Origin of the sequence: Micromonospora sp. DT41 (assembly GCF_049841715.1) — a bacterium.
Lineage (GTDB): Bacteria > Actinomycetota > Actinomycetes > Mycobacteriales > Micromonosporaceae > Micromonospora > Micromonospora profundi.
The window spans coordinates 75,309-91,898 of sequence record NZ_JBNCKU010000022.1 but is presented as its reverse complement, the minus strand read 5'-3'; the positions used below and the strand labels follow the sequence as shown (position 1 = coordinate 91,898).

At 68.5% G+C, this 16,590-nt stretch carries 16 protein-coding genes; 5 read left to right on the top strand and 11 right to left on the bottom strand.

Translation table 11 applies throughout. The features are described 5' to 3' along the window. Positions 1-583: 583 nt before the first annotated feature. Positions 584-880, top strand: coding sequence for a DUF1540 domain-containing protein (locus ACLQ23_RS28765; protein WP_053655666.1), 297 nt, complete (start codon positions 584-586; stop codon positions 878-880). Positions 881-1,112: 232 nt separating this feature from the next. Here the strand turns inward: ACLQ23_RS28765 and ACLQ23_RS28760 are convergent, their stop codons facing one another. Beyond that, positions 1,113-3,119, bottom strand: a complete 2,007-nt coding sequence (locus tag ACLQ23_RS28760) for a protein meaA (RefSeq protein WP_355631790.1) — start codon at positions 3,117-3,119, stop codon at positions 1,113-1,115. Between the two features lie 151 nt (positions 3,120-3,270). Here ACLQ23_RS28760 and ACLQ23_RS28755 point away from each other — a divergent pair, with 151 nt between their 5' ends. Next, entirely contained in the window at positions 3,271-4,122 is an 852-nt protein-coding gene (locus ACLQ23_RS28755; protein WP_355591354.1) for an ABC transporter ATP-binding protein, read from the top strand. Continuing rightward, the gene (locus ACLQ23_RS28750; protein ID WP_355591351.1) at positions 4,119-4,964 is read left to right on the top strand and encodes an ABC transporter permease; all 846 of its coding nucleotides are present in this window, start codon (positions 4,119-4,121) and stop codon (positions 4,962-4,964) included. The genes ACLQ23_RS28755 and ACLQ23_RS28750 overlap by 4 nt, the downstream gene beginning before the upstream one ends. A gap of 155 nt (positions 4,965-5,119) precedes the next feature. Here ACLQ23_RS28750 and ACLQ23_RS28745 read toward each other — a convergent pair whose 3' ends face one another. Further along, positions 5,120-5,968, bottom strand: a complete 849-nt coding sequence (locus ACLQ23_RS28745) for a 3-hydroxyacyl-CoA dehydrogenase family protein (protein ID WP_355591348.1) — start codon at positions 5,966-5,968, stop codon at positions 5,120-5,122. Positions 5,969-6,060: 92 nt separating this feature from the next. Beyond that, a complete protein-coding gene (gene murA, locus ACLQ23_RS28740) occupies positions 6,061-7,503 on the bottom strand; it encodes a UDP-N-acetylglucosamine 1-carboxyvinyltransferase (RefSeq protein WP_355591345.1) in 1,443 nt (480 codons plus the stop codon). On the opposite strand from murA, the gene ACLQ23_RS28735 reads away from it, so the two are divergent. Both ACLQ23_RS28735 and ACLQ23_RS28730 read left to right on the top strand, forming a co-directional pair. Beyond that, positions 7,502-8,074 carry a cob(I)yrinic acid a,c-diamide adenosyltransferase gene (locus ACLQ23_RS28735; protein ID WP_355591343.1) on the top strand — a complete coding sequence of 191 codons (573 nt, stop codon included), beginning with the start codon at positions 7,502-7,504 and terminating at the stop codon, positions 8,072-8,074. The two genes, murA and ACLQ23_RS28735, sit on opposite strands and share 2 nt — an antisense overlap. Before the next feature lie 322 nt (positions 8,075-8,396). After that, the gene (locus tag ACLQ23_RS28730) at positions 8,397-8,783 is read left to right on the top strand and encodes a peptidase inhibitor family I36 protein (protein WP_355591340.1); all 387 of its coding nucleotides are present in this window, start codon (positions 8,397-8,399) and stop codon (positions 8,781-8,783) included. A 102-nt stretch (positions 8,784-8,885) separates the two neighbouring features. On the opposite strand, the gene ACLQ23_RS28725 is transcribed toward ACLQ23_RS28730, so the two are convergent. The 8 genes from ACLQ23_RS28725 to ACLQ23_RS28690 all read right to left on the bottom strand — a co-directional run bounded on the left by ACLQ23_RS28725 (position 8,886) and on the right by ACLQ23_RS28690 (position 16,561). Continuing rightward, positions 8,886-9,341 (bottom strand): DUF2550 domain-containing protein, encoded by a 456-nt coding sequence (locus ACLQ23_RS28725; RefSeq protein WP_355591337.1) that lies wholly within the window; start codon positions 9,339-9,341, stop codon positions 8,886-8,888. A gap of 12 nt (positions 9,342-9,353) precedes the next feature. Further along, on the bottom strand, positions 9,354-9,635 hold the full coding sequence (locus ACLQ23_RS28720) for a F0F1 ATP synthase subunit epsilon (protein ID WP_355591335.1): 282 nt from the start codon (positions 9,633-9,635) through the stop codon (positions 9,354-9,356). Positions 9,636-9,725: 90 nt separating this feature from the next. Beyond that, complete coding sequence (locus ACLQ23_RS28715) at positions 9,726-10,865, bottom strand: LCP family protein (RefSeq protein ID WP_355591332.1); 1,140 nt, start codon at positions 10,863-10,865, stop codon at positions 9,726-9,728. Between the two features lie 222 nt (positions 10,866-11,087). Then, complete coding sequence (gene atpD, locus ACLQ23_RS28710; protein ID WP_355591329.1) at positions 11,088-12,524, bottom strand: F0F1 ATP synthase subunit beta; 1,437 nt, start codon at positions 12,522-12,524, stop codon at positions 11,088-11,090. Then, positions 12,524-13,465, bottom strand: coding sequence for a F0F1 ATP synthase subunit gamma (locus ACLQ23_RS28705; RefSeq protein ID WP_355631796.1), 942 nt, complete (start codon positions 13,463-13,465; stop codon positions 12,524-12,526). The genes atpD and ACLQ23_RS28705 overlap by 1 nt, the downstream gene beginning before the upstream one ends. Positions 13,466-13,469: 4 nt before the next feature. Next, positions 13,470-15,122 carry a F0F1 ATP synthase subunit alpha gene (gene atpA, locus ACLQ23_RS28700; RefSeq protein ID WP_355591323.1) on the bottom strand — a complete coding sequence of 551 codons (1,653 nt, stop codon included), beginning with the start codon at positions 15,120-15,122 and terminating at the stop codon, positions 13,470-13,472. A gap of 90 nt (positions 15,123-15,212) precedes the next feature. Beyond that, positions 15,213-16,034, bottom strand: a complete 822-nt coding sequence (locus tag ACLQ23_RS28695) for a F0F1 ATP synthase subunit delta (RefSeq protein WP_355591320.1) — start codon at positions 16,032-16,034, stop codon at positions 15,213-15,215. Next, positions 16,034-16,561, bottom strand: a complete 528-nt coding sequence (locus ACLQ23_RS28690) for a F0F1 ATP synthase subunit B (protein ID WP_355591317.1) — start codon at positions 16,559-16,561, stop codon at positions 16,034-16,036. Before ACLQ23_RS28690 ends, ACLQ23_RS28695 begins: the two co-directional genes overlap by 1 nt. Positions 16,562-16,590 lie beyond the last annotated feature (29 nt).

The following is a 16,590-nucleotide window of genomic DNA, read 5'->3' as shown; positions in this document are numbered from 1 at the left end:
GGGGTAGGAAACACCCACACACCCCGGGGGGATCGGTGCGCGGGTGTGAGCACCTCGTCCGGCGCTGCACAAAAACAAAGGGGGGAAGGTCGTTCACGGCGGCCGGGCGCGGGGGGCGCCTCTGGCGGCCGGGTCCATGTGTAACCACTCGGGGGTCGGGGTCATTCCCGGGGCGGCCTATCCAATTGGCTACCGCGTCGAGCCGGCGCCACGGTCCAGGCAGCGTCCCCGCGAGAGGGGGGGGGCCTGCGGCCGGTGGTACTGCGACCGTCAGGGGTATGTAACCCGGCCGGGGCCGCCGCGATTCCGGCCTGGCGATGCCACCGGTCACACCCTGAAGCGCCCGGCAGTGGACATACCGCCCACATGTCCGCCGTCAGGCGTCGCCGAACCGGTCAGCGGGCGGTGATCGACTCGGGTTCCTTGAAACCGGGGCATCCCTCGCAGCCGGACACACCGGTTTCAAGGAAGACGAGTGGATCAAGGCAGGTCGGACACACCGGTCAGGTGGGACCGCTCGGATACCGGCGTTGATGCGCCTGACAAATGCCTAGTATCGGGGCAAGAGCCTCTGGAGGTCGAGATGACTGCAGCGTTGGAGATGCCCCGCGTCCAGGAATGTGTGGTTGCGGCCTGTGCGTACAACCAGGCCGGCGACTGTCACGCCTTCGCGATCACGATCGGCAGCGCTGACCACGCGCACTGCCACACGTTCGTGGAGTCACCGGTCCAGGGCGGCCTGGGCACTCTTATCGCGCAGGTGGGTGCCTGCCAGCGCTCGGACTGTCTGCACAACGAGCAGCTGGAATGCCACGCGCCGTCGATCAGGGTGGGGCCGGACAACGACATGGCCGACTGCATGACCTACGACCACCGCTGACCCCCCAAAGGCCGACCGACGACGCAAAGGTCCTAGCCCAGCCACGCGGGTCCCACCGACCACGCAGGCATCATTGCCCACACCTCGACGGGTTGACCGGCGGGGAGTTTCGGCAAGGCGCCGATCGACCGACCAGGGAAAGGCACGACCGCGCAGGGCGTCGGCCGGCCATGCAAAGGCGCAACCACGCAGGGCACCGGCTGGCCACGCAAGGCACGGCTGGTTGTGGTGGTCAGGGTAGGGAATTGGCCTGCCGGATGACAGTCACCAAGTCGTCGATGATTGTGGTGAGTGCGAAGTCCTTCGGAGTGAAGACCCGGGCCACACCTGCGGCTTGCAGCGCCTCGGCATCTCCTGCGGGGATGATGCCGCCGACCACCACTGGCAGGTCAGCGCGGCCGGCGGCACGAAGCCCGTCGAGCACCGCTGGTACGGCGGCCAGGTGGGAGCCGGACAGCACCGACAGCCCCACAAGGTCGACGTCCTCCTGGATGGCGGCTGCGACGATCTGTCCGGCGGTCAGCCGGATGCCCTGGTAGACGACCTCGAAGCCGGCGTCGCGGGCGCGTACCGCGATCTGTTCTGCGCCGTTTGAGTGTCCGTCCAGGCCGGGCTTGCCGACCAGCAGTCGCAGGCGCCCGCTGCCCAACTCCCGGGCGGTGGCGGTGACCCGCTCGCGGACCGCCACGAGACCTGGGTCCCCGCCGGTGCCGACGCCGCCCGCCAGGCCGGTGGGTGCCCGGTACTCGCCGAAGACCTGGCGCAGCGCGCCGGCCCACTCGCCGGTGGTCACCCCGGCGCGTACACATTCGAGGGTTGCCGGCATGAGGTTCGTGGTGGTCGCGGCGTCCGCGCGGAGCCGGGCCAGTGCCGCGTCGACGGCCGCGTCGTCCCGTTCGGCACGCCACCGGCGTACGTCGTCCACGGCGGCTGCCTCGACGGCCGGGTCGACCTGCTCTACCGCCTCTGCTCCGGCGGCTGTCAGCGGGGAGGGCTCGGTCTCGACGTACCTGTTGACGCCGACCACCACGTCGGCTCCGGATTCCATCCGGCGGCGCCGCTCGGCGAGTGAGGCGACCAGTGCGCTCTTGAGGTAGCCCGTCTCCACCGCGGCCACCACGCCACCCAGCTCCAACACCTTGTCCAGTTCGACCCGGGCCCCGGTGACGATCTCGTCGACGAGCGCCGTCATCACGTGCGAACCGGCGAAGATGTCGGGGTATTCGAGCAGGTCCGACTCGTACGCCAGGACCTGTTGCATGCGCAACGACCACTGCTGGTCCCAGGGGCGGGGCAGGCCGAGCGCCTCGTTCCAGGCGGGCAGCTGCACCGCGCGGGCGCGGGCGTCGCGGGACATCGTCACGCCGAGCATCTCCAGCACGATGCGCTGGATGTTGTTCTCCGGCTGCGCCTCGGTGAGGCCCAGCGAGTTGACCTGTACGCCGTAGCGGAACCGGCGCTGTTTGGGCTCGGTGACCCCGTACCGGTCGCGGGTGATCTCGTCCCAGAGCACGCCGAACGCGCGCATCTTGGCGATCTCCTCGACGAAGCGCACCCCGGCGTTGACGAAGAACGAGATGCGCTGCACCACGTCGCCCATCCGCTCGGCGGGCACCTGGCCGGAGTCGCGGACAGCGTCGAGCACGGCGACCGCGGTGGCCAGCGCGAAGCCGACCTCCTGCACGGGTGTGGCCCCGGCCTCCTGGAGGTGGTACGAGCAGATGTTCACCGGGTTCCACCGCGGCATCTCCCGCAGGGTGTACGCCACCACGTCGGCGGTGAGCCGCAGGGACGCCGCCGGCGGGAAGATGTACGTCCCCCGGGACAGGTACTCCTTGATGATGTCGTTCTGGGTGGTGCCGGCGCAGCGGGCCAGTTCCGCGTCCTGTTCGAGCCCGACCGTGCCGTAGAGGGCCAGCAGCCACATCGCCGGGGCGTTGATGGTCATCGACGTGTTCATCTCGGCCAACGGGATGCCGTCGAAGAGCGCCCGCATGTCGCCGAGGTGGGCCACCGGCACACCGACCCGACCGACCTCACCGGCGGCGAGTTCGTGGTCCGGGTCGTACCCGGTCTGGGTGGGCAGGTCGAAGGCGACCGAGAGGCCGGTCTGCCCCTTCGCCAGGTTGCGGCGGAAGAGGGCGTTGGTGGCGGCGGCCGACGAGTGGCCGGCGTAGGTGCGCATCACCCACGGGCGGTCACGCTCGGGCAGCCGGCTCGCAGATGCCTTCTCATCCATGGCCGGAGTCTAAGTTACCGTTCAGTAAAACGGGCTGTGCAAAACCGCACAGGTCCATGTCGCGGACATCCGGGTGCCTAACGCGCACGATGTCGGCGACCGCTACACCCCGGGCAGCGCAGCGACCAGGCCAGGACGCACACTTGACGCCATGGAAGACGAGCTGGCCATCTCCGTCCGAGGGCTGCGCAAGGCGTACGGCGACAACGTCGCGGTGGCGGGCGTGGACCTCGACGTACGCCGTGGCGAGGTGTTCGCTCTGCTCGGCCCCAACGGTGCCGGCAAGACCACCACCGTGGAGATCCTTGAGGGCTACCGGGGCCGCGACGCGGGCGAGGTTTCGGTGCTCGGCGCGGACCCCGCGCACCCCAGCCCGGACTGGCGGTCCCGGGTCGGCATCGTGTTGCAGGGCACCGGCGAGTTCGACGAGCTGACCGTGGCCGAGGTGATCCGGCACTTCTCCGGCTTCTACCCCGACGCCGACGACCCGGACAAGGTGATCGAGCGGGTCGGGCTGGCCGGAAAGGCGAAAGCCCGTACGCACACACTCTCCGGCGGGCAGAGGCGCCGACTCGACGTGGCGCTCGGCATCATCGGCCGCCCCGAGCTGCTCTTCCTCGACGAGCCCACCACCGGCTTCGACCCCGAGGCCCGCCGCGAGTTCTGGGAGCTGATCCGGGACCTCGCCGCGGCCGGCACCACAATCGTGCTGACCACCCACTACCTGGACGAGGCGGAGTCGCTCGCCGACCGGGTGGGTGTCATCGCCGCCGGCCGGCTCGTCGAGGTGGCCACTCCGAACCAGTTGGGCAACCGGCAGGAGGCCCTGGCCACGGTGTCCTGGCGTACCCCGGACGGGACGCTGGAGAGCACGCAGAGTGCGACGCCGACGGCAGTGGTGGCCGATCTGGCGGCGCGCTACGGCGGCGAGGTCCCGGGGCTCACCGTGACCCGGCCGACCCTGGAGGACGTCTACCTCACCATGATCGGACACGCGCGATGACGACCACGACGAGGCCGGCGACCCCTGTCGCCGCGAGCCGCGGACGCCGGCCGGGTGCCGGCTCGCTCGCCCTGCGCCAGGGCCGGCTGGAGATCACCCAGTTCCTGCGCAGTCGGGAGTCCGTGGTCTTCACGATGGGCTTCCCCATCATCATGATCCTGATCTTCGCCTCGATCTTCGGTGGCGAGATCGGCGGCGGGGTCAAGTTCACCCAGTACTTCATCACCGGCATGATCGCGACCGGTCTGATGACTGTGAGCTTCCAGAACCTGGGCATCTGGATCCCGATCGAGCGGGACCGGGGGGTGCTCAAGCGCTACCGGGGCACGCCGATGCCGAAGTGGGTCTGGTTCGCCGGCAAGGTGATCATGGTGGTGGTGATCGGCATCGCCGAAACGGCGCTCCTGCTCGCCGTCGCCGTCGCGCTGTTCGACCTCGACCTGCCCGGCACCGCCGCGAAGTGGCTCACCTTCGGCTGGGTCGCGGTGCTCGGGGTCACCGCCTGCACCCTGTGCGGCATCGCCATCTCGTCGCTGGCCCGTACGGCCCGCAGCGGCTCCGCGGTGGTCACCCCGGTCTCCCTGGTACTCCAGTTCATCTCCGGGGTGTTCTTCGTCTTCACCGAACTGCCCACCTGGATGCAGCAGGTGGCGGCGCTGTTCCCGCTCAAGTGGATGTGCCAGGGGCTGCGGGCGGTATTCCTGCCGGAGAGCTTCGGCGCGCAGGAACCGGGCGGCTCGTACGAGCTGGGTCGGGTGGCGCTGGTGCTGATCCTGTGGTGCGTGATCGGCCTGGTGCTCTGCCTGACCACCTTCCGCTGGACCACGAAGCGCGACGGCTGAGCAAGGAAGGGCACCTTATTAACGCCTGCGGTAGAGGAAGGGTCCCCTGTTAACGCCGGAGCAGCTCCGCGCCCTCGCGCTGGGGTGTGGGCGGCAGTTGTTAATAAGGGGCCCTTCCTCTACACGAGGCGTTAATAAGGTGCCCTTCCTTCGGCTCAGTACGTGTAGAAGCCCTTGCCGGTCTTGCGGCCCAGGTCGCCGGCGGTGACCATGCGCTGGAGCAGCTCCGGCGGGAAGAACTTCTCGTCCGCGGTGTCGGTGTAGATGTTCTTCGACGCGTGCAGCAGCACGTCCACGCCGGTCAGGTCGGTGGTGGCAAGCGGGCCCATTGCGTGCCCGAAGCCCAGCCGGCAGGCGGTGTCCAGGTCCTCCGCCGACACCACTCCCGACTCGACGAGCTTGACCGCCTCCACCACGAGAGCGGAGATCAGTCGCGTGGTGACGAAGCCGGCGATGTCGCGGTTGACCACCACGACCGTCTTGCCGATCTCCTCGGCGAAGGCCCGCACGGTGGCCAGCGTGGCGTCAGTGGTCTTGTAGCCACGCACCAACTCGCAGAGCTGCATCATCGGCACCGGCGAGAAGAAGTGGGTGCCGACGACCGCCTCGGGCCGCTCGGTGACCGCGGCGATCTGGGTGACCGGGATGGCCGACGTGTTGGTGGCGAGCACCGCGTCGGCCTTGCAGATCTTGTCCAGGGCGCGGAACACCTCGTGCTTGATCTCCAGCCGTTCGAAGACCGCCTCGACCACGATGTCCGCGTCCGCCGCCGCCTCAAGGTCGGTGGTCGGCGTGATCCGGGCCAGCGTCGCCTCGACCTCGGACGCCTCGATCTTGCCCTTCTCGGCGAACTTCTCCAGCGACTTACGGATGCCGCCGAGCCCTCGGGCGGTGGCCGCGTCGTCCAGGTCCCGCAACGTCACCTGCCAGCCCGCCTGCGCCGCCACCTGGGCGATGCCGGAACCCATCAGTCCGGCCCCGACGACCGCGAGTCGACCCGCCATCTACTTCTCCCTCGCCACGATTGAGTGCCTGTCTGCACCCTAGTCGGCGAGCCTGAACGACGGCTAAGGGGCTGACCGGGGGCCCCTGGGGCTCAGATCTCCAGCGAAGGCTCCTCCGGCGCGGTGCCCCGCTCGACCGCCACTCCGAGCGCCCGCAGGTCGGCCACGAAATCCGGGTAGCCCCGGTCGACGTGGTGCACGTGGGAAACCTCGGTGGCACCATCCGAGCAGAGCCCCGCGATGATCAGCCCCGCCCCGGCGCGGATGTCGGTGGCCCGCACCGGAGCGCCGGACAACCGCTCGCGCCCTCGGACCACCGCGTGGTGCCCGTCGGTCTTGATGTCCGCGCCGAGCCGCATCATCTCGTTCGCGAACATGAACCGACCGTCGAAGATGTTCTCCGTGATCAGGGACGCCCCGTCGCTGACCGCGGCCAGCCCGATCGCCATCGGCAGCAGGTCGGTGGCGAAGCCGGGGTACGGCAGCGTCACCACGTCCACCGCCCGGGGTCGGTCGTCCATGCGTACGCGGAAGCCGTCTCCCCGGGTCTCGACAAGGCCGCCGGCCGCGACCACCTTGTCGAGCGCGATCTCCAGATAGGCCGGGTCGAGCCCGGTCACCGTCACGTCGCCCCGGGTCATCGCCGCGCCGAACGCCCACGTGCCGGCGACGATCCGGTCCCCCACCGTGGCATGCCGCACCGGGCGCAGCCCGGGTACGCCGGTGATCCGCAGTGTGGACGTGCCGGCGCCGGAGATCTGCGCGCCCATCTGGTTGAGCATCGTGCAGATGTCGACGATCTCGGGTTCCCGTGCCGCGTTGTCGATCATCGTGGTGCCCTGGGCCAGCACCGCCGCCATGACCAGGTTCTCGGTCGCGCCGACGCTTGGAAAATCGAGCACGATGTCCGCGCCGCGCAGGCCGTGTGGGGCGGAGGCGATGACGAAACCGTGCTCGCCGGAGATCTCCGCGCCCATCCGCGTCAGCCCGGAGATGTGCATGTCCAGCCCACGGGAGCCGATGGCGTCACCGCCGGGGTGGGCCACCCGCACGAAGCCCCGACGGGCAAGCAGCGGACCCAGCACGCAGATCGACGCGCGGAGCCGCCGGACCAGGTCGTAGTCCGCGTCCGCGCCGGGCTGCTCGGGTACGTCGATCGTCACCGAGCGGGACCGGGCGACGCCCCCTCGGGCGACCATCGGGTCGACCGGGTCGTCGGCGTCGAACCGGACGTCGCACCCCAGCCGGCGCAGCACCTCTCCCATGATCGCGATGTCGGTGATCCGCGGGACGTTGGTGATCACGCTCCGCCCCGGTGCGAGCAGCGCGGCCGCCATCAGCTTCAGCGCCGAGTTCTTGGCGCCGACCACGTGGACGGTGCCGGCGAGCCGCGCATCACCACGTACCCGGATGACATCGACGTCATTGATTGCCGGATCGCCGGCGTCGCCGGGGCCCACCACCGCCGGCCAGCCGGCAGTGGTGTCCGGCCGCGTAGGGATCGTCAGATCCGGTATCCGTAGGCTGTGCGTCATGGCCGTCCACCTCACGCGCATCTACACCAAGGCCGGCGACGCCGGCATGACCAGGCTGAGCAACAACGAGCAGGTGCCGAAGACCGATCCACGGATCGCCGGGTACGCGGATGTCGACGAGTGCAACGCGGCGATCGGCGTGGCACTCGCCCTGGGACAGCTCGACGATGAGCTGCGGGGCGTGCTGGAGTCGGTGCAGAACGACCTGTTCGACGTGGGCGCCGACCTGGCCACCCCGGTCGAGCCGGAGCCGAAGTATCCGCCGCTGCGGGTCACCGAGGAGTACGTCGAGCGCCTCGAAGGTTGGTGCGACGAGTACAACGCACGCCTGAGCAAGCTCGACTCCTTCATCCTCCCCGGCGGCACCCCCGGTGCGGCACTCCTGCACGTGGCGCGGACCGTTGCCCGGCGTGCCGAGCGATCGGCATGGGCGCTGGTCAGCCACGATCCGGAGCGAACCAGCCCGCTCCCGGCAAAGTATCTCAACCGGCTCTCCGATCTGCTCTTCATCCTGTCAAGAACGGCAAATCCGGCGGGCGATGTGCTATGGGTGCCGGGCGGCAAGCGCTGAGCGTAGGCGCCCCGCCAGCACGTGGAGGTGTGGGTTCCCGATCTGGCCGCCCTCACGCGTAGCCAGCGCTGTTTCCTCGACTCTGAGCTGGCCACGGCCGCGCCCTCTTGCGGCTGGACACTGTTCCGTCCCGGCCGGCACCCGCACGCCAGCGGCTCGGGAACGTACGCCGGCTGTCGAACGGGCGTTGGGTGCGAGAGGCTCAAGGGCTCACGTCGACATCGTCCTATATCGATAGATCCCCGAACTGTCCACGACGTAGGGTGCCGATGGCAGCGTTCACGGCTGCCATCGGAGCCGTCAGCAACAGCGGGGAGATGTCGTGAGGATTGTTCGCAGGATCGTCGCCATGCTCGGAATGATGTCGCTGCTCACCATCGGAATGGCCGTGCCGGCCCAGGCAGCTCCCGGGGATTGCCCAGTGGGGAGCTTCTGCGTCTGGAGCGGCAACAACGCGACAGGCTCGCGCTGCAGTTGGAGCAACGCCGACAACGACTGGTACAACACGCCTGTGGTGTGTTCCTGGGCCGACAACCAGGTCGTCCGGTCCGCGATGAACCGGGGCCGCAGCACGAGTTACCGGTCCGTCCACTTCTACTCGGGCGCGAACTACACCGGCACGTACGGATGCCTCGGACAGAACGACCAGTTCATGAATGACATCTACGAGAACCTGCGGTCGCACCGCTGGCGTACCGCCAGCTGCTAGTCGCACAACAACGAAGTGGGCCACGGAACCCGTGGCCCACTTTCTCGTTCTTACCCAGCCTCGTCGAACGCGCCGCGTTGTGCGCCACGCAGGATGGGCGGCTCAGGCAGCCGGCCAGTCCTGGGAGGCCATACGCGGCGAGACCGCCCCCGGAGGGGCGGCCTCGAGCCAGGACAGGAAACCGGTAACTGTCGACCGCGCCATGGCGATCTCCACCGGTGCATGGTGACTGGCACAGCGGAGGATCACCCAGTCGGCCGGCATGGAGAGCCGCTCCTGCCCCTCGGGCAAGCGGCGGCGCTCCACTGCCAGCCCTTTGCGGGAGAGCACCCGCTTGGGTCGCAGCGCGAAGCTGAACATCCGGTACCAGCGCAGTTCCTCACCGGCGAACCGGCCGAAGCCCGGTGACCAGCCGCGGCCGTCGAGCATTGTGGTGGTCCGGACGCTGAGCCGGATGATGCCACCGGTACGGGTGACGAGCGCGCGGCGGACGAAGAGGAAGAGAAGCGCGACGAGGACGACGGCGACGCCGATCCCGATTCCTTCGACGATCTCCATCCCCGGTGTGGCTCAGCTGCTCTGCGCGGAAACCGGGGTAGCGCTCTCGGCCAGCACGGTTACCTTGTCGGGGCTCACCGAGAGGAAGCCGCCGGCCACGTCGTACGAGATCTGCTCACCACCGGCCAGCTTGATGCGGACCTGGCCCGGCTCTGCGAGCTGACCGAGCAGCGGCGCGTGCCCCGGCAGGACACCGAGCTCGCCTTCGGTGGTCCGGGCGACGAGCATCTCGGCCTCACCTGACCAGACCTTTTCCTCGACGGCGACGAGCTCGACGTGAAGCTGCTGTGCCACGCTGTCTCCTTGCTGCGGCGGGCGGAATGCCGAAAGTCTAGTCCTGACGGCTGCCTGCCCCCAACGCGGGTGGGGAGAGCTGCGCCACGACTACTTCGTCTTGTTGTGGAATTCCGGGTGCTCCAACAGGAACGGGTCCAGTTGTTCATTGTGCAGGGCGGTGAAGAAGTCCGCGACGCCTGCCTGGAACTGTTCACCCTTGTACTTCTTGCCTTCGTAGACGCCACCACCGGGGAGCTTGATCATCTGGATGGTGTTGGGGCGGATGTCCTTCAGTGCGATCCCGAAGTCGACAACACTGTTGCCACGGCCGTTGAAGATCAGCGACTGCCCGGCGGCACGGAGCACCTTGTCCGCCTTGATCGGGTTGGCGACCACGTCGGCACTGAACGCCTGGCCGACCATCGCCTTGACGAACTGCTGCTGGTGGCGCTGCCGCCCGTAGTCGCCGTCGATGACGCCGTTCTTCTCGTAGCGCTGCCGGACGTAGTCCAGCGCCTGCCACCCGCTGAGGTGGTGGGTGCCCTTCGGGTAGACCGCCTGCGGCCCGATGTAGCCCTCGCCGCGCGGGTTGCCCGGCCGGGCCTTGCCGTCCGGCTGCTTGTGCTCGGACCTCACCTCGCGCTCGACGTACATGGTGACGCCACCCATCGCGTCGACGATCTTCTGGAAGCCGGTGAAGTTGATGATCGCACCGGCGTCGAAGCGCTTGATGCCCGTGACGTTCTGCACAGTCGTGGCCAACAGCTCGAAGCCGCGCGCGGCGTCGGGGTTTCCGCCCGGCACATGACTGCCGTGCGACATCGCCGCGTTGATCTTGGTCTTCTCGCCGCGGAAGTTGGCCTTCTTGAACGGCGGGATGTCCACGTAGAGATCACGGGGCACGGAGAACAGGTAGGCACGATCCATCGAGGCGGGCACGTGCAGCACCATGATCGAGTCGGCAAGTGGCGCCGCCGTCGGGTTCCGCGGGTCAATGCCGACGAGCAGGATGTTGAGCGGACCCTTGATGTCGCTCTTCTTCTCCTTGGCGCCGGCGGCCTGGTCACCGAAGAGGTCGGCCTTGCCGACAGCGCCCTCGTAGCGGGCCATCAGCACCTCGGTGCCGACAAGCACCGCTCCGCTGAGCATCGTCAGCACCGCGCCGAACACCGTGCAGATCCTGGCCCAGCGAGGCACGCCTCGCCAGATCGACTTGCGGCCACTCTTGCCGGCCTTAGCCACGTGCATCTCCGTTCGTCACGCCCACGGGTAGAAGACGGGCGCGCGTCGCCGAAAGGTTGCAAAGATCAACGCTCGTCCAGGGGAACGTGCGCAACGACCGTATCTCGCCAGCTGCGCAAGCGCCGACAACGAGCAACGGACCGCGAAGATGATAAGGCGCGAAGATGAACAAAAGACTGCCCCGGCATTGCCGGGGCAGTCTTTTGTGTCACGGATCTGGTCGGGCTGTCAGCCCTTCATCAGCTCCTCAGCCTTGCGCTCCAGGTCCTCCAGACCGCCGCACATGAAGAACGCCTGCTCAGGGAAGTGGTCGTACTCCCCCTCGCTGATCTTGCGGAACGCCTCGATGGTCTCCTTGATCGGGACCGTCGAGCCCGGCACGCCGGTGAACTGCTCCGCAGCGTAGGTGTTCTGCGACAGGAAGCGCTCGATCCGCCGGGCACGCGCCACGGTGATCTTGTCTTCCTCGGAGAGCTCCTCGATACCGAGGATGGCGATGATGTCCTGCAGGTCGCGGTAGCGCTGCAGGATCCGCTTCACCTCGGTGGCCACCTGGAAGTGCTCGGCGCCGACGAACTCCGGGGCGAGGATCCGGGACGAGGACGCCAGCGGGTCCACGGCCGGGTAGATGCCCTTGTCGGAGATCGACCGCTCCAGGTTGGTGGTCGCGTCCAGGTGGGCGAACGTGGTGGCCGGGGCGGGGTCGGTGTAGTCGTCCGCCGGCACGTAGATCGCCTGCATGGAGGTGATGGCCTGGCCCCGGACGGAGGTGATCCGCTCCTGGAGCTCGCCCATCTCGTCGGCCAGGGTCGGCTGGTAACCCACGGCGCTCGGCATACGGCCGAGCAGGGTGGAGACCTCCGAACCCGCCTGGGTGAAGCGGAAGATGTTGTCGATGAAGAGCAGCACCTCCTGCTTCTTCACGTCCCGGAAGTACTCGGCCATGGTCAGCGCCGACAGCGCCACCCGCAGCCGGGTGCCCGGCGGCTCGTCCATCTGGCCGTAGACGAGCGCGGTCTTGTCGATGACGCCGGACTCGGTCATTTCGGCGATGAGGTCGTTGCCCTCACGGGTGCGCTCACCCACGCCGGCGAACACCGAGGTACCACCGAAGTTGCGGGCAACACGGGTGATCATCTCCTGGATGAGCACCGTCTTGCCCACACCCGCGCCGCCGAACAGGCCGATCTTGCCGCCCTTGACGTACGGGGCCAGCAGGTCGATGACCTTGATGCCGGTCTCCAGCATCTCGGTCTTCGGCTCCAGATCCGCGAAGGCCGGAGCCTTGCGGTGGATGCCCCACCGGTCGTCGGCCTGAATGGTCTCGCCCTCGGTGAGGTTGAGGCACTCGCCGATCGCGTTGAACACGTGGCCCTTGACCGCGTCGCCCACCGGAACGGTGATCGGCTCGCCACGGTCACGCACCTCCGCGCCGCGAACCAGACCGTCCGTCGGCTGCATCGAGATGGCACGGACCAGGTTGTCACCCAGGTGCTGGGCAACCTCCAGGGTCAGCGTCTTCTCACCGCCGGACAGGTTCACGTCGACGTTCAGAGCGTTGAACAGGGCCGGCATGGCGTCACGCGGGAATTCGGCGTCGACGACCGGGCCGATGACCCGGACCACGCGACCCGTGGCCGTCTTGGTCTCTACTGGTGCAGTCATCACACTTCACTTCCCGACGCGGCCAGCGCGTTGGCGCCGCCGACGATCTCGCTGATCTCCTGGGTGATCCCGGCCTGTCGGGCCGAGTTCATCTCGCGCGTGTACTTGTCGATCATCTCTTCGGCGTTGTCGGTGGCGCTCTTCATCGCCCGCCGCCGTGCCGCCGACTCACTCGCCGCCGACTCGATCAACGCCGCGTAGATCCGCGTGTTGATGTACCTCGGCAGGAGCGCGTCGAGCAGCGCCTCCGCATCCGGCTCGAACTCGTACGCCGGCAGCAGCCCTTCGGAGCGCCCCTCGGCGCGCGGCCGGTCCTCCACCTGCATCGGACCGATCACCTTGGTGACCGGGGTCTGCGTCATCAGCGAGTGGAACTCGGTGTAGACGATGTGCAACTCGTCGACGCCGAGCACCCCGTCCGCCCCGGCGTCGCCGTCGACGTCGTCCGCGCCGGCAGTGAACGCCTTGATCAGCGTCTCACCGACGGTGCGGGCGTCCTCGAACGACGGCTGCTCGCTGAACCCGGTCCAGTTCGCCTCGATCGGCCGGTCACGGAACCGGTAGAACCCGACGCCCTTACGCCCGATGACGTAGAGCACCGGCTCCTTGCCGTCCGCCCGCAGCCGCGCGATCAGCGACTCGGCCGTCCTGATCGCGTTGGAGCTGTAGCCGCCGGCCAGGCCACGGTCGCTGGTGACCAGCAGAACGCCCGCCCGCCGCACCCGCTCGCGCGAGGTGAGCAGCGGGTGGTCGATCCGCGCGTTGGACGCCAGCGCCGTGAGCACGCCGGTGATGGCCTGGGCGTACGGCAGGGACGCCTGCACCCGGGCCTGGGCCTTGGCGATCCGGCTCGTCGCCACGAGCTCCATCGCCTTGGTGATCTTCTTCATCGACTTCGCCGAGCGGATTCGTTGACGAAGAACGCGTACCTGGGCCGCCATCAGATCAGCTCTCGGCCGGGCCGGCGGGCGCGCTGTCGCGGTAGCGGGTCACCGTCTCGCGGTTCTCGTCACCCTCGAGCGGCTTGGCCGGCGCGTCGTTGATCCGAGGCTCGTCCTCCTTGCCGAGGAAGACCTTCTTGAACTCGCTGATCGCGTTGTCCAGGGAGCCGATGATGTCGTCGTTCCACTGGTTGTCGGCGATCCCGGCCAGCACACCCGCGTGCTTGTGCCGCAGGTACTGGAGGAACTCCGACTCGAAGCGGCGGACCTCGCCCACCGGGACGTCGTCCAGCTTGCCCTCGGTGCCGGCCCAGACCGTAACGACCTGCTCCTGCACCGGGTACGGCGAGTAGTTCGGCTGCTTGAGCAGCTCAACCAGGCGCGAACCGCGGTCCAGCTGGGCTCGGGAGGTCTTGTCCAGGTCGGAGGCGAAGGCGGCGAACGCCTCCAGCTCGCGGTACTGGGCCAGGTTGAGCCGCAGCGAACCGGCGACCTTCTTCATCGGCTTCACCTGCGCGGCGCCACCGACCCGGGAGACCGAGGTACCGACGTTGATCGCCGGACGGACGCCCTGGTTGAACAGGTCGGTCTCCAGGAAGATCTGGCCGTCGGTGATCGAGATGACGTTGGTCGGGATGAAGGCCGAGATGTCGTTGGCCTTCGTCTCGATGATCGGCAGACCGGTCATCGAGCCGCCACCAAGCTCGTCGGAGAGCTTCGCGCAGCGCTCCAGCAGGCGGGAGTGCAGGTAGAAGACGTCACCCGGGTACGCCTCACGGCCCGGCGGGCGGCGCAGCAGCAGCGACACGGCACGGTACGCCTCGGCCTGCTTGCTCAGGTCGTCGAAGACGATCAGAACGTGCTTGCCGCCGTACATCCAGTGCTGCCCGATGGACGAGCCGGTGTACGGGGCGAGGTACTTGAAGCCGGCCGGGTCGGAGGCCGGGGAGGCCACGATGGTGGTGTACTCCATCGCGCCCGCCTCCTCCAACTGCCCCTTGATGGAGGCGATGGTGGAGGCCTTCTGGCCGATGGCGACGTAGATGCAGCGGACCTGCTTCTTCGGGTCGCCGGTGCGCCAGTTGTCCCGCTGGTTGAGGATGGCGTCCAGCGCGACAGTGGTCTTGCCGGTCTTCCGGTCACCGATGATCAGCTGCCGCTGGCCCCGACCGATCGGGGTCATCGCGTCGATGGCCTTGATGCCGGTCTGCAGCGGCTCGTCGACGGACTGCCGGGACATCACGTTCGGAGCCTGCAGCTCCAGCTCGCGGAAGCCCTCGTTGGCGATGTCGCCGAGCGCGTCGATCGGCTCGCCGAGCGCGTTGACCACGCGGCCGAGGAAGGCGTCGCCGACCGGAACGGAGAGAACCCGCTCGGTGCGCTTGACGCGCTGCCCCTCCTCCAGCTTGGCGGAGTCACCGAGAACAACGACACCGATCTCGCGGACGTCGAGGTTCAACGCCACGCCGAGCGTGCCGTCCTCGAACTCCAGGAGCTCGTTGGTCATGGTCGAGGGCAGGCCCTCGACGTGGGCGATACCGTCACCGGTGTCGGCGACGGTGCCGACCTCCTCGCGGGAGACGTCGGGCGAATAGGAGGAGACGTAGCGCTCCAGGGCGCCGCGGATCTCCTCCGTCGAGATGGTCAGCTCGGCCATCCTCTGCTTCCTTAAATTTCAGGGGCCCGGGGATACCTAGTACCGACCGGTCCGAATGGCGTCTGTCATTCAGGTGCTTCGCGGAAGCCGTCAGCGCTTGGCGAACGCGTTACGAGTCTCCTTGAGCCGGCGCAGGATCGTCCCGTCGTAGAGATCGGAACCGACCCGGACGCTCATGCCGCCCAGGATGTCGGGGTCGACGGTCTGCTTGACGTCGACCTGCCGACCGTATAGCTCAGCGAGACGAGCGCCCAGCCGTTGCTCCTCCGCGTCATCCAGCGGGGCGGCCACTGTCACGTACGCGACCTGCCGGTCCCGCCGGTCGGCGGTGAGCTCGACCAGTCGGGTGAGCGCACCGCTGAAGGAGCGCCCACCGAACCCGGAGAGAGCCACCTCGATGAGGCGGACCGTCACCGGGTGGGCCTTGCCCTCCAGCAGTTCCCGAACCAACCCGGCGCGCTGAGCCAACGGCGCGATCGGGTCGGTCAGCACGGTGGCGAGCTGCGGCTGCCCGGCGACCAACTGGCCGAACCGGAACAGCTCGTCCTCCACCTCACCGAGGTCACCGGTGGCGTCGGCGCTGGCGAGCAGCGCCTCCACACCGAGCCGCTCGGTGCCGTCGAGCAACTCCGACGGTGCCGACCAGCGGTTGGCGACCAACGAGCTGGTCAGGTCGAGTGCCTGCTCGTCGACCTTGCCGCTCAGCATGGTGCCGAGCAGGCCGGCGCGATCCGTACCGGAACGTGCAGGGTCGGAGAGCGCCCGGCGCAGCCGTACCTCCCGCCGCAGCAGATCCGCGACGGAGAGGACGCCGTCGGCGGTGGCGGCGATCGCCTGCGGCTGAGCACCGCGGGTGTACGCCTCCAGCCGCTCGACGGCTGCCTTGTACGACTCCCGGCTGGCGGCCTGCATCAGCGGGCCCCCGCGCTCTCAAGATCGGTGAGGAAGCGCTCGACGGTGCCCTTGCGACGGGCCTCGTCAGCGAGCGACTCCCCGACGATCCGGCTGGCCAGGTCGACAGCGAGACCGCCGACCTCCGCGCGCAGGTCGCGCACGATGGTGGCGCGCTCGGCCAGGAGCTGCTCCTTGCCGGCGGCGACAACCCGCTCGGACTCCTCCCGCGCCTTGGCGAGGATGTCCTGTCGGATCCCCTCGGCGTCGGAGCGGGCGTCGTCACGGATCTTGGCGGCCTCGGTACGCACCTCGGCCAGCTGCGCGCGGTACTGCTCGAGCAGCTGGTTCGCCTCGGCCTGGGCCGCCTCCGCACGCTTGAGGCCACCCTCGATCGCATCGACCCGTGCCTGGTACATCGCCTCCATGCGCGGCATGACGAACTTCAGCAGGACGAAGACGAGCAGGGCGAAGGAGATCGAACCAACGACGATCTCCTGCCAGATCGGCAGGATCGGGTTGTGCGCGCCTTCCGCAGCGAGATACATGTCAGACCTCCGGGTCGAAGTACGGACGG